We start from the raw sequence: 12,361 nt of genomic DNA on the forward strand, positions 1-12,361 counted from the left end.
GATGTCCCACCCCTCAGGCCTGGTCGTCCAGGACCGATGGCAGCAGTTCCTCAAGGTGCCGGACGATGTCGTCCGACGCCTCGTCCGCGGAGTACGCGGAAGGCACCTGCAGCAGGTGGCAGGGACGTCCGTCGAGCGCCTTGTTCAGTACGAGCCCCTTCGCCGCGAAGTGCTCGCGCCACGGGACGACCGACGTGGCCGCCAGGCCGGTGACAACCTGCTGCGAGAAGCCCGCCATCTCGATGTGGAAGTTGCCGATCATACGGTCCACCATCCAATCGGTGGTCCGCTCGAGAATCCGGGTCTTGGTACCCTCAAAGCGCTCAACGTAGATGGCGGCGGCGAGCGGGGCCGTGGTGGTCACTTCACGCCCGGGGAACGCAGTGGCCGCGTCAACCATGCGGTGCTCCGGCGACCACCGGCGGGAGAAGTCCGCGAGCCGCGGATAACGGATGACGTATGGATGGACCACAGTGGTGAGGCGGCCTACGCTCTGGGAGAACCGTGGGGGGACGAGGGGCTTGCGGACGCCTTCGAACAAGTGCGGGTAGATGTTCCGGTGGTGCGGCTTGATGAACATCGGCTTCGCGTAGCCGAGCAGGGTGGCATCCTCGGCGAGGAAGGCCCAGTCATCACCCATGAAGGACCAGCCCTCGCGCCGCATCAGCTTGGCGGCGGTGCTCGTCTTACCGGTCCCTCCGGCCGCGGGAAGCGCGATCGCGTGGCCCCGGTAGGCCATTGTTGCAGCATGGATCATGGCAGCGCCCCGGGCGATCATGGCCGCGTCGAGCACGGGAACCACGGACGTCAACAGCTCGCCCGATCCGTGGACGCGCCACTGGTCGGCGTCCCGGACCACCTGGACCCGATCTGCGTTGAAGCGCACGCTGGTGTCCGTGTACGCCAGCTCGTGCTCCAGCAGGCCCGCATCCGGCATTGGCTCCGGCCGGTCGTCGACCACGATGTCGGCCGGCCGTTCGGTGTCAGTGGCGAAACACGCCAGCATGGTCCGGAGCTGGTGTGCTGCCGGCGCCTGTGCATCCACCCGGATGGTGAGCCGGCCGTGGATGTCGAAATTCAATGCCTTAGTCTCTCTGGTGCGCATAGTCGTCCCCTAACTAAATGGTGTCGCTTGGATCGTTGTGCTGGGATAGGTCGTGTCGCCCGGGCGGACGGTGTCCGCGGTGTCATTGCGGCGGGTGGTTGGTGGACCGGTGGCGACGGGATGGTGCACAGAGACCGCGGTCACTTGACTTCCCGCCACGGGCTGACGCCGGCCAGTACCGGCTGGCTCAAGGGGCGTCCAGGCACGTGCGCCAGCTGGCGTCCGCGGAGGTAGCCGGCCGCCGTACACCCCACGACGGCGACGTAGGCGGCTGCCCGGCCGAGTCCGGCTGGATCACCGCGGGTCCAGTCATACACCGCCGAGAAGACGGCCCGGGGCAGGATGCTGCGCACGTACCGGCGCTCGGGGCCGAGGGCCCGCTTGTGCCCGACGACGTGGCTGACCTGGGCTTTCGAAATGCCCTCCGACCAGGACCGCGAAAGCATGTAACGCACGGTTCCCCTGTTGGCGGGCACATGGTGGCGTACCAGCGCTGCCGGCTCGTAAACGATGCGGCATCCGGGGGCACCCATCGTCGACCTAATGCAGATCTCGGTTTCCTCGCAGCCCAAGGGAGTGGAACCCTGACGGCCCAAGGAGTGGTTGAAACCGCCCACGGTACGGATGACGTCAAGCCGGAACGACATGTTGGCACCGATCACGTTCCTGACTTCGGATGCCACACGTGGCAGGCCCCGGTGGCTGCAGCCGACGATCCAGTCGAGCTCTTCGCCGAAGTAGCCGGGCCGCCCGGCCTCCCAGAGGGGTTCCACCCGGCCGCCCACTCCGAGCACCTCAGGATCGTCATAGAGCGCCATGAGCCGTTCAAGCCAGTCCGGTGTGGCTATTGCATCATCGTCGAGGAAGGCCACAACGTCCGAGTCCGCCAGTCCCACGCCGGTGTTGCGGGCTCCGGAGAGTCCCCGCGGCCCGGTGTTTTTCACGACGGTGACGTCATCCACAGTGGCAGCCAAACGCTCGTAGAGTTCATCGTTGTGGTCAACCACCACCAGGACCTCTTTAGGGGCCCAGGTCTGCACGCGGAGGGATTCGATGACATCCAGCAGCCAACTCCAGCGTTCGGTGGTGTAGGCGCAGACGATCACGCTGACGCTTGGGAAGGGTAGGTACGTCATGTCATGCCACGCTTATGACGGGAAGAACGCTGGTCGGATCGGTGGGAGTTCGCGGGAAGCTCACGTTGGCGTAGGCGTACTTCACCCGGCGCAGTGCCTCGGGACGGGCGCCGGCTGTGGGAGCCTCCCACAGGAGGCACTCATGGGCCATGGTCTTCAGCACCCGCCAGCCGTCCCGGAATGTCTGGAGGTTTGATGCCCCGGAGATGCGGTCCAGCTCCAGGCTGGGGACTTCGGCAATCCGCAGGCCGGCCTTCGCAGCCCTGACGATCAGTTCCGTCTCAATTTCAAAACCGTCGGATTCCAGCTGCAGGACTTCCAGGCACTCCCGCCGGAAAGCGATGTAGCCGTAGCAAAGGTCCGAGTAGTTGCTGTGCAGGACGGCGTTGGCCAGTCCGGTCAGCGCACGGTTTCCGTAACGGCGCAGCCGCGTCAGGTCTTCGGACCCTCCTCCGGTGACGTGGCGGGAACCTTTGACGAAGTCGAAGTTGTGCTGGAGCGGGGAAACAAACCAGCCGATTTCCTGGGGATCCATGCTTCCGTCAGCGTCCAGCATGACGATGATGTCGCCTGTTGCTGCAGCAAACCCGGACCGCAGGGCAACTCCCTTGCCCTTACGCTGCTCGTCCACCACCACGATGTCGTTGCGGACCGCCCGCGCCACTCCAACAGTGTTGTCTGTGGAACGGCCGTCAACAATCACCACCTCGTCGACGTAGAGGGGCATCCGCCGGAGGACCCAAGGAATGTTTTGGGCCTCGTTCAGCGTTGGGATCACGACGCTGATGGAGGCCCTCTCCGGCACTGCCGCCAGCTTGGAGAAGGAAATTGGGGGCTGAATGGAAATAGACAAATGCCTCACCACTTCATGGCGTGTGTAGAGTACTTTGGCCGATTGACGGCCCGGACTACTAATTCGTGAACTGAGCGTATGGGAGGCCGGACTACCTAAACATCAGTAGTGTGTACTTGCTTTTAGAACCTTTCCTACGTAGGGAATTTCCCTGTTCAGGGGGCTAGGGGCGAAGGGGCTGGGGCGTCTGATCCGTTAGGTACATAGGGGTTTATCGGCAGCGCGCGCGTAGCCCAACCGTTCATGAGGGGGCGCAAGAACCTGCGCCAAGAGAACCAGGATTTGTGCGCTTAAACAGCTCCGTCCCGGAGGAAACCAAAGGTTCCTCCGGGACGGAAAATGCAACCCGCCGAAGCCGGTGTTGCGGGACGGGCGCAGTTGGCCTAGATGTCCTGCCAGCCGCGGCCGTCAGCGAAAGTGGCAACGAGGGTACCTACACCCGCAATGAGGGAGTTGGACGGGTCGAAGTACAGGGACGCCTCAGTGGCTCGGCTGTGGGTGATCAACTGCTCGGCTTCCAGCTTCGCCTCGGGAACGGTGGCGCCGATGACGCCCGTCCGCGCCGGCAGTTCCGGGGTGTGCACAACGTCGGCCTTCGTCTGGGTCAGCGGGATGGTAGTGCCGGGGCTGATCTCGTCGTGGGGGAACTCAAACTCGGCGTCGTTGGCGGGCGCAGGAATGGTGTACTCCAGGAAATAGGTCATGAAACCACCTTTGCAGAAACGCACCATCGAATCCACCAACCCCACGTGGCCAACCGCCGGCGCGTACCTACTTGCCGAGGCCCGCTTTCCGCAGCGCCTCAGCCATCGCAGTATCGGCCGGTGCCGGCGGGGGTGAAGGAGCGCGCCCGGGGGAAGGGGCATTGCGGTTCTGCCTGTTTGCGGACCGCCCCTGCTCCTGGCGCCCGCCCCGGTCGGATGCTGGGGCACGTCCGCGGTCAGCCCCGGGCCGGCCGCCCTGCCGGGCAGAGGCTGCCCCGCCCGGGGACGGTTCGTCGTCGAGCCGCAGGGTCAGGGAAATCCGCTTCCGCTCGGGGTCTGCCTCGAGGACTTTCACCCGTACTACCTGGCCGGACTTCACCACCTCACGGGGATCAGACACAAAGCGGTTCGCGAGCGCAGATACGTGGACCAGGCCGTCCTGGTGGACGCCCACGTCAACAAAGGCGCCGAAGGCGGCCACGTTGGTCACGGTCCCCTCCAGGATCATGCCCGGCAAAAGGTCCGAGATCTTCTCGATCCCCTCCGAGAAGCTGGCTGCCGCGAACGCCGGGCGGGGGTCCCTCCCCGGCTTGTCCAGTTCCGCCAGGATGTCCTTGACGGTGGGCAGGCCGAAAGTTTCGTCCACGAAGTCGCGGGGATCCAGGGAGGAGGCCGGCGCCGGGCCCGCCGCGACCAGGATCTTGCGCGCCACTGAGTAGGACTCCGGGTGCACGCTTGAAGCATCCAGGGGTTCCGCTCCCCCGGTAATCCGCAGGAATCCGGCGCACTGTTCAAAAGCCTTTGCGCCGAGCCTCGGCACTTTTTTCAGGTCCGCGCGCTTGGCGAAGGGGCCATGTTCGTTGCGGTAGGCGACGATGTTCTCACTCAGCAATGGCCCCACGCCCGCCACCCGGCTGAGCAGTGCCGGCGACGCAGTGTTCACATCCACGCCGACGGCGTTGACGCAGTCCTCCACCACGGCGTCAAGGCTCCGGTCCAGTTTCGACGCCGTGACATCATGCTGGTACTGGCCCACGCCAATGGACTTCGGATCAATTTTCACCAATTCGGCCAGTGGGTCCTGCAGCCTGCGGGCGATGGACACGGCTCCGCGGAGCGATACATCCATGCCGGGCAGTTCCGCCGCCGCTAGAGCGGACGCTGAGTAAACGGATGCCCCGGCCTCGGAAACCACCAGTTTCTGCGGCTTCCGGTCCACATCCGGCAGCCGCTTGATCAGCTCGGCGGCGAGTTTGTCGGTTTCCCGGGATGCAGTGCCGTTGCCAATGGCCACGAGTTCGACGCCGTGCTGCCGCGCCAGCCGCTCCAGCTTTGCCAGTGCTTCGTCCCACTTCCTGGCCGGAGCATGCGGGTAGACAGTATCGGTGGCCACCACCTTGCCGGTTCCATCCACCACAGCTACTTTGACGCCGGTTCGGAGGCCCGGGTCCAGGCCGAGCGTCGCCCGGTTCCCGGCCGGGGCAGCGAGCAGGACATCCCGAAGGTTCGCAGCGAAAACGCGCACGGCCTCGTCCTCGGCTGTTGCGAACATCTTGCCTCGCAGGTCTGCTGTTAGCCGGGCCAGCACGCGGGACCGCCACGCCACCTGCGCCGTTTCCACCAACCACCCGTCGGCGGGCCGGCCGCGGTCGGCGACCCCGAGGCACCTGGCCACCGCAGACTCGTACCGGGAACGTGCGGCGGCGAGGGCGGCGTCGTCCGTGGGATCCGCTTCGGTGAGGTCCAGCTCGAGGACGCCGTCCTTCTCGCCGCGGAGCAGTGCGAGGACGCGGTGGGACGGCATGCCGGCAGGGGCCTGCGCGAACTCGAAGTAGTCGGCGAACTTCTGCCCGTCCGCTTCCTTGCCCTTCTTCACGCGCGACACCATGCGGCCCTGCGTCCACAGCCGCTCACGCAATGTGGCGGCGAGGTCAGGGTCCTGGGCGGCGCGTTCAACCAGGATGGCCCGGGCACCTGCGAGGGCCGCGGCGGCATCGTCCACGGCATGCTCGGTGTTCAAGTACTTGGCGGCTTCGCGTTCCGGATTGAGTTCGGGGCGTTTGAGCAATGCGTCAGCGAGCGGTTCCAGGCCGGCCTCGCGCGCGATCTGCGCCTTGGTCCGGCGCTTGGACTTGAACGGCAGGTAGATGTCCTCGAGGCGGGACTTGGTGTCGGCGGCAAGGATGGCTTTTTGCAGCTCCGGGGTCAGCTGGCCTTGGGCGGCAACCGAGTCGAGCACTGTACGACGGCGGTCCTCGAGTTCGCGGAGGTAGCGCAGCCGCTCGTCGAGCTCGCGCAGCTGGGTATCGTCGAGCGTCCCGGTGGCTTCCTTGCGGTAGCGGGCGATGAAGGGCACCGTTGATCCGCCGTCGAGCAGTTCCACTGCCGCCTTAACCTGCCAGGCTTTGACCCCCAGTTCCGTGGCAATCTGCGTGTAGATGCCGTCCTCCCGTTTCTGGGGCGTGGACGGAGTGGTGGAAGGGGCCTGCGGCTGTTGGGTCACCAGAACATCTTGCCCTAAGCGGCTGCACGGCTCCACTGCCGTACGGTGCGAGCCCTGCGGTAAGGGTATTCCGCTGCCGCCCGCAAAGTGCTGTAGTTGAAATGCCGTCTCAGGCAACCCAACGCTCGAGGAAGAGGGCATGATGCGGGAGCTGCTTATTGTGTTTCAGGAGGGGTTCGAGGAGGCAAACATCACCGTGACGGTGAACGGCAAGCAGGCGCGGCGCGACTTGGATGTGTCCACCAATCCCATCCTTGGCATTGCGAACGAGGTGTCAGTTGAGCTGCCGGCGAAGGGTGCGCATGTGGGAGTTGAGGTGACCAACCGCGGCCTCAAGGCGATCACGAAGGTCAGCGGAAAACCCAAAAGCGTCCTGGTTAATATTCAGGACGGGAAGCTTGTAATGACTGAGGGAACGGGCCGGGAGGCGGTCCTATAGCCCCTGGATACCATGGCCAAACCGGCCTATGGTAAAAATCCATTTGCTGGAGTAGCATCTGATCACCGCCGGCTTCCCCGAGGAGCCCGGCGGGCCAACTTCACTAGCCAAGGGCCGTCGGATGGCTTTTTGGCGTCTGCTGCCGGGACAGCACACCGAGCAGCAAACGACGGCGGCACCCAAGCCGGGTGCCGCCGTCGTCTCTGTCAACAGGATGCTTTGGAAAGCGCCCCTTAGCCCGCGTACGCCGGGTAATCCGTGTAGCCCTCAGCGCCCTCCGCGTAGAAGGTGGACGGGTCCGGCTCGTTCAGCGGCAGGCTCTCGTTCCAGCGGCGGGCCAGGTCCGGGTTGGCGATGGCGGGACGGCCCACCACCACGGCATCGGCGTGACCGTCGGCTACCAGGGCCACGGCTTCCTCGCGCGTGGTCACAACACCAAAGCCAGTGTTGACCAGGAACGTTCCGCCGAACCGGGCACGGAGATCCTGGACCAGGTCGCCGGAGGGTTCGTGGTGCAGGATGCTCAGGTAGGCGAGGTTCAGCGGGGCGATGCTGTCCACCAGCACCTCGTAGGTGGCACGGACATCTGCTGCGTCCACTTCGGCGATGCCCTGCACATTGTGCTCGGGTGAGATGCGGATGCCAACCCGGCTGGCTCCGATGGCTGCCACAACAGCGTTGACCGTCTCGATGACGAACCGTGCCCGGTTTTCGGGGGAACCGCCGTAGCTGTCATCTCGGACGTTCGAGTTCGGTGCCAGGAACTCGTGGAGGAGGTAGCCGTTGGCCGAGTGCAGCTCCACGCCGTCGAAGCCGGCTTCGATGGCGTTCAGTGAGGCGTCGACGATTTCCTGCATGACCAGCGGCAGTTCGTCAGTGGTCAGCGCATGCGGCACCGGATACGGCTGCTTGCCGGCCGGGGTGCGGACCTCACCCTCGATGGCAACGGCGCTCGGGGCAACAATGGTCTGGCCGCCCGTGATGTCCGGGTGCGAAACCCTGCCGCCGTGCATGACCTGGGCGAACATGCGTCCGCCCTCGGCGTGGACGGCGTCGGTGACCGTTTTCCAGCCTGCTATCTGCTCTTCGGTGACGATGCCCGGCTGGCCGGGGTAGGACCGGCCGGCGGGGCTGGGGTAAGTACCTTCGCTGACGATCAGGCCCAGGGATGCCCGCTGGCGGTAATGCTCTGCGAGGAGGGGTCCCGGGATGCCTTCTTCGCCGGCGCGGAGCCGGGTCAGGGGCGCCATCACCAGGCGGTTCGGGAGTTCAAGTTCACCAAGGGCCAGGGGGGAAAACAGCATGCGCGGTTCCTTTCGGGGTTGCCAACGTTCTGTTAGTCCCAACTGGCAGGCGTATGCAACTATTCCGGATGCGGCGGGAATCACACAGTGACCGACGACGGACTTGTGTGGGTGCCGGGGGTTTGGCTGAATTCCGCCCCTACCGCGTTTCACCAATTCCGGGGCAGCCCTGGCCCTGCGGGTTCGCGTTGCAATCATCGGCGTAGTTCCTGGTCAGAGACCGCCAGACGCTGATGGTTTGCGGCGGTGCGTTGAACTGCCCCTGGCCGGGGATGGGCAGCGGAGGGCCGGCGTTGACCGAGTAGGTTCCCTGGAAGGATGTGGTCAGCACAACCTGGAAGTCGCCGGTTGCGCCGTAGGCATGGCTTGTCCTGGTCTTCTCGCCCCACCGGTCCTGCGGCAGCGGGCCCCCCATGGACGGCTGAGGTCCGAAGACGGTGCCGTCGCCGTAGTTCCAGGTGTACTGGACGGGGGTTGCCACAACGTGCACCGCCTGCCCGAACATGCTGATGTCGAACTGCTGCTCAGTTGCTTCTCCATAGAAGTTGGTCTCCGCACCCCGAAGTGTGTGCGGACTGGGCTGCGCCACCACAGTTCCGGCATTGACGGGAAGGTTCTGGAACTCCCGCTGGATGTCGGCGGCAATGCGCGGCAGCAGGTCCTCTGGCTTAGCGTCAAAGAGGCAGGTAGGTCCCGAGTGGATGGCCCACACGGCGCCAGGAACACCACGGGGCCTTGAATGCCAGATGACAGGAATCCCGTCTTCACCATCAGGGCCGTCTTTGCACTCCAACTGCCGGCCCAGGCAGGGTGTGTCGAAGTCTCCCCCACCGAGATGGCACTGAAGTTCGTACTTGTATTCGTTGGGGTCGGTGTTTACTGTTCCGGGTGCAAGTGGGGCAAAGTCACCTGTGTCTGAGTCCCGGGCCCAGCCGGCAATGTCCGTGCCGGTCGCTGACCATACACCTTTTAGTGGGGGCGCTTTTGGAGGTTTTGCTTTATCGTCGCCGATGCGAACAATCGACTGCACGCCGGCAAAGCCGGGGGAAAAAAATCCCATACCCGCTGGGACGAGCGTGGCGACTAGGACTCCAAGCAGGCAGCGAAGCAAGACGCCTTTCATTCTCAGCCAGCGATCGGCTCGATGGTGTTTACATACCAGGCACCATCTCTATAGGCCGCGAACATAAGGCTTCCTGAGTCTGCTGGTTTAGCGTCAGTGCTATCCAAAGACCCATCCGCGTTGTAGTAGCTCAGAGCTTCCTGCGAGACCTGCACTGCTACCTGGTACTGACCATCAGACGATTTGTTGAAAGCCGTGTTGACGACGGGCGTTGTCACCTTTCCACCCGCTAGCCATCGACCCTCTTCGTGCCACCCGGTCTGCACTTGTTTACTGCGTTCGCACATAACGCAGTTTGCGCTGGTAATCGCCGACACCGCTTCCGTATCGCCTGTTTCATATCCGTAGCTCAGAAGTGCGAACCAGTACTTCGCAAACGCCTCGAGCCCCTCCTTCGTCTCCGTCTTTGCCACCTCGGGCAGCACCGGGACGGGGACGTTTTGGGCCGGGCCCGAAGCGTCCGCGGGTTTGTACACGGCACTGGGAGTCGGCGTCGGGGTGGGCGTGGCGCTGGGCGACGTGGACTCCGCGGCGCTGGAGGATGGGCCCGGATCTGCAGGTGCTCCGCCCGAGCACCCGGCCAGCACGAGCGAACCAAGAAGAATGAAGGCAATTGCGCCTGCGCGCATTCCACCGGACGTACAGCTGTTGTGCGATGTCATGGGCCGCTATTCCCCCAGTAGTTTTAGACGGCATTCTCCGGACAGTGACTTAAGGGTAGCCCAGATCACATTTCGGCGATAAGAGTTATCCACAGGCGCTTCGCCCTTGGTTCTACCACTGCCGGAAACCGACACAAAGTCACAAAGGAGGCCGGAGCAGCAGATGCTCCGGCCTCCTCAACAACGAAATGCGGCAACTAAGGCTTCGCGGGCAGCACCAACTCCCCTGTCTTGTCCGTCGAAAGTGCCAGGGACGAAACGTACTGCGGGCCGCCGTCGGGAGCGTCCTGCGCGGACCGGACCATGTCCGGCCGCTCAAACTCAATCCCGGTCACGTGGCAAAGAAGCCTGGCGTCGCTGGGGTTGCCGTCGGGGTCGAACATGGGAAGGTCGATGCCGTCGTCGGTCCTCCGCAGGTAATACCGCCCCTTCGTGAGAAGTGCCAGCACAGGCGGAAGAACCAAGGCCAGCCCCACCGCGAAGATCGGCGAGAAGGGCTGGATGGCCGGCCCAAAAGCCCCAAAGAACACAGCAATCGAAATTCCGGCAGAAACCAGCATCGAAACGAAGCCCACCGGATTTACCGGGTAAAGCATTCCGCGGCGGAATTCCGGCACTTTGGGGGAAATCTTCAGCAGGTACTTATTGATGGCAATATCCGAGGCTACTGTCACAACCCACGCCATGGCGCAGTTGGCATAGAAGCCGAGAATGGTGTTGAGGAAGTCGAACATGTTGGCTTCCATCAGAACAAGTGCGATGAGCAGGTTGACCACTACAAAAACCATCCGGCCAGGGTACGTCTTGGTAATCCGGGTAAAGGAGTTTGTCCAGGCCAAGGACCCGGAGTAGGCATTGGTGACATTGATCTTGATCTGCGAAATGACCACCAGCACCACGGCAAGCGTCATGGCCAGCCACGCCGGCATCATCTCCCGGTAAACACCCAGGAACTGGTGCACCGGCTCGTTGGCAGTGGCAGACGCGGCGGGATCCAAGGACGCAATCAGGTAGATGGCAATAAACAACCCGACGATCTGCTTCAGTGCCCCAAAAATTACCCAGCCCGGTCCGGCCAGGATCACGGCCCGCCACCACGCACCCCTATTCGCCTCGGTGCGGGGCGGCATGAACCGGAGGTAGTCGATCTGCTCGGCGATCTGCGCCATAAGCGACAGGCAGACGCCCGCAGCGAGCATCACAGACGCCAGGTTCGGCCCGCCGTCGCCCGATTCTCCCGTGTATGCAAAGAAGCTGTTGATGCTCTCGGGGTGGGAAATCAGGAGGTACGCAACCGGCACCACCATCAGGAGCAGCCACAGCGGGGTGGTCCACACCTGCAGCTTGGCCAGGGTGTTCATCCCGTAAATCACCAGCGGAATGATGATGACAGTGGACGCCGCATACCCCAACCACTGCGGAACGCCCAGCCCCACCTCCAGCCCCTGCGCCATGATGGAGCCCTCCAGCGCAAAGAAGATGAACGTGAAGGTCGCGAAAATAACGTTGGTGACCACGGAGCCGTAGTAGCCAAAGCCGGAACCCCTGGTAATCAGGTCCAGATCGATGTTGTACCGGGCAGCGTAGTAGGCCAGCGGGAAACCGGTGGCAAAGATGATCACGGCGGCCGCGAGGATGCCGAAGATCGCGTTCACGGTTCCGTAGGCGATGCCAATGTTTGCGCCGATCGAGAAGTCGGCCAGGTAGGCGATGCCGCCCAACGCACTGGTGGCCACCACTCCCGCACTCCACTTCCGGTACGATCGCGGCGCAAACCGGAGTGTGTAATCCTCCAGGCTTTCCTTGGTGGCGTTCAGTGCAGCGGCATTACCCGTGGGAGAACTGCCGACGACGGCGGCAGGCGGCTGCGATGCCGGCTCCAGTAACTTGGTGGTTTCCATGTCATTACTCATCTATGTGCGTCGCTTTCGTTGCAGGAGTTTCCTGCGCTGACGCTATCCAGCGCGGACGACAGTCCCGTCACAGCCTTGTTTCCACGGGGTTAATCCTTGACAGCCCCTGTCAATAAGAAGCCCCGCAACGGATTCTCCCCTAGCGGATTTCTACCTAACGTAGAAGAATAGGCACCATGATGTTCGAACACGCAGATGGAAACCCTGTCCTGGAACTCAATGACGAACAGTCCTGGCGACTGCTGGAAGGGACAAGGCATGGACGCCTTGTTGTCTCCGTTGCCGGCGAACCGGACATCTTTCCCGTGAACTACGTCAGTTCCAAAGGCAAGCTCTACTTGAGGACCGCACCGGGCAACAAGCTTGCCCAGCTGACCATCAACCCGGCAGTGCTCTTGGAGGCTGACGGGATCCTCTCGGACGAGGCATGGTCGGTGGTCCTTCGGGGTAAGGCGCGGGTGCTGAACACCTCAGCCGAACTGGCGGAGGTGGAGGGGCTGGGCCTGAAATCGTGGGTGCCCACGCTCAAGGACTTCTTTGTCGAGATCGAACCCACCTCCCTCAGCGGACGCCATTTCCAGTTTGGGGAGCAGCCGGAGCGCTGAGTCCCGGCTTCTAG

The 12,361-nt window shown here is 63.6% G+C and carries 11 protein-coding genes; 2 read left to right on the forward strand and 9 right to left on the reverse strand.

The window, feature by feature from the left end:
* Positions 1–13: 13 nt before the first annotated feature.
* The 5 genes from QRN11_RS07555 to QRN11_RS07575 all read right to left on the reverse strand — a co-directional run bounded on the left by QRN11_RS07555 (position 14) and on the right by QRN11_RS07575 (position 6,301).
* Positions 14–1,105 carry a hypothetical protein gene (locus QRN11_RS07555; protein ID WP_091417390.1) on the reverse strand — a complete coding sequence of 364 codons (1,092 nt, stop codon included), beginning with the start codon at positions 1,103–1,105 and terminating at the stop codon, positions 14–16.
* A gap of 140 nt (positions 1,106–1,245) precedes the next feature.
* Positions 1,246–2,241: a glycosyltransferase family 2 protein gene (locus tag QRN11_RS07560; RefSeq protein WP_091417387.1), complete on the reverse strand. Its 996-nt coding sequence runs from the start codon at positions 2,239–2,241 to the stop codon at positions 1,246–1,248.
* Position 2,242: 1 nt separating this feature from the next.
* A complete protein-coding gene (locus QRN11_RS07565; RefSeq protein WP_170850698.1) occupies positions 2,243–3,094 on the reverse strand; it encodes a glycosyltransferase family 2 protein in 852 nt (283 codons plus the stop codon).
* Between the two features lie 383 nt (positions 3,095–3,477).
* A complete protein-coding gene (locus QRN11_RS07570; RefSeq protein ID WP_285250492.1) occupies positions 3,478–3,798 on the reverse strand; it encodes a hypothetical protein in 321 nt (106 codons plus the stop codon).
* Positions 3,799–3,865: 67 nt separating this feature from the next.
* Complete coding sequence (locus tag QRN11_RS07575) at positions 3,866–6,301, reverse strand: Tex family protein (protein ID WP_285250493.1); 2,436 nt, start codon at positions 6,299–6,301, stop codon at positions 3,866–3,868.
* A 142-nt stretch (positions 6,302–6,443) separates the two neighbouring features.
* On the opposite strand from QRN11_RS07575, the gene QRN11_RS07580 reads away from it, so the two are divergent.
* Positions 6,444–6,740 (forward strand): hypothetical protein, encoded by a 297-nt coding sequence (locus QRN11_RS07580; protein ID WP_091417945.1) that lies wholly within the window; start codon positions 6,444–6,446, stop codon positions 6,738–6,740.
* Between the two features lie 233 nt (positions 6,741–6,973).
* On the opposite strand, the gene QRN11_RS07585 is transcribed toward QRN11_RS07580, so the two are convergent.
* From QRN11_RS07585 to QRN11_RS07600, 4 genes are all read right to left on the reverse strand, one after another.
* A complete protein-coding gene (locus QRN11_RS07585) occupies positions 6,974–8,044 on the reverse strand; it encodes an alkene reductase (protein ID WP_285250494.1) in 1,071 nt (356 codons plus the stop codon).
* Between the two features lie 139 nt (positions 8,045–8,183).
* Positions 8,184–8,756 carry a hypothetical protein gene (locus QRN11_RS07590; RefSeq protein ID WP_285250495.1) on the reverse strand — a complete coding sequence of 191 codons (573 nt, stop codon included), beginning with the start codon at positions 8,754–8,756 and terminating at the stop codon, positions 8,184–8,186.
* A 413-nt stretch (positions 8,757–9,169) separates the two neighbouring features.
* On the reverse strand, positions 9,170–9,829 hold the full coding sequence (locus QRN11_RS07595; RefSeq protein WP_285250496.1) for a DUF6318 family protein: 660 nt from the start codon (positions 9,827–9,829) through the stop codon (positions 9,170–9,172).
* A gap of 197 nt (positions 9,830–10,026) precedes the next feature.
* Entirely contained in the window at positions 10,027–11,742 is a 1,716-nt protein-coding gene (locus QRN11_RS07600; protein WP_285250497.1) for a purine-cytosine permease family protein, read from the reverse strand.
* 176 nt (positions 11,743–11,918) lie between these two features.
* Between QRN11_RS07600 and QRN11_RS07605 the strand changes: the two genes are divergently transcribed.
* Positions 11,919–12,347, forward strand: coding sequence for a pyridoxamine 5'-phosphate oxidase family protein (locus tag QRN11_RS07605; protein ID WP_091417377.1), 429 nt, complete (start codon positions 11,919–11,921; stop codon positions 12,345–12,347).
* The last annotated feature ends 14 nt before the right edge of the window (positions 12,348–12,361 follow it).

Source organism: Pseudarthrobacter sp. fls2-241-R2A-168 (assembly GCF_030209335.1).
GTDB lineage: Bacteria > Actinomycetota > Actinomycetes > Actinomycetales > Micrococcaceae > Arthrobacter.

Bases quoted from the DNA above. Each gene is read 5' to 3' on its own strand.
- QRN11_RS07555 (WP_091417390.1), bottom strand. From the start codon at position 1,105: ATGCGCACCAGAGAGACTAAGGCATTGAATTTCGACATCCACGGCCGG.
- QRN11_RS07560 (WP_091417387.1), bottom strand. From the start codon at position 2,241: ATGACGTACCTACCCTTCCCAAGCGTCAGCGTGATCGTCTGCGCCTAC.
- QRN11_RS07570 (WP_285250492.1), bottom strand. From the start codon at position 3,798: ATGACCTATTTCCTGGAGTACACCATTCCTGCGCCCGCCAACGACGCC.
- QRN11_RS07580 (WP_091417945.1), top strand. From the start codon at position 6,444: ATGCGGGAGCTGCTTATTGTGTTTCAGGAGGGGTTCGAGGAGGCAAAC.
- QRN11_RS07585 (WP_285250494.1), bottom strand. From the start codon at position 8,044: ATGCTGTTTTCCCCCCTGGCCCTTGGTGAACTTGAACTCCCGAACCGC.
- QRN11_RS07595 (WP_285250496.1), bottom strand. From the start codon at position 9,829: ATGACATCGCACAACAGCTGTACGTCCGGTGGAATGCGCGCAGGCGCA.
- QRN11_RS07600 (WP_285250497.1), bottom strand. From the start codon at position 11,742: ATGAGTAATGACATGGAAACCACCAAGTTACTGGAGCCGGCATCGCAG.
- QRN11_RS07605 (WP_091417377.1), top strand. From the start codon at position 11,919: ATGATGTTCGAACACGCAGATGGAAACCCTGTCCTGGAACTCAATGAC.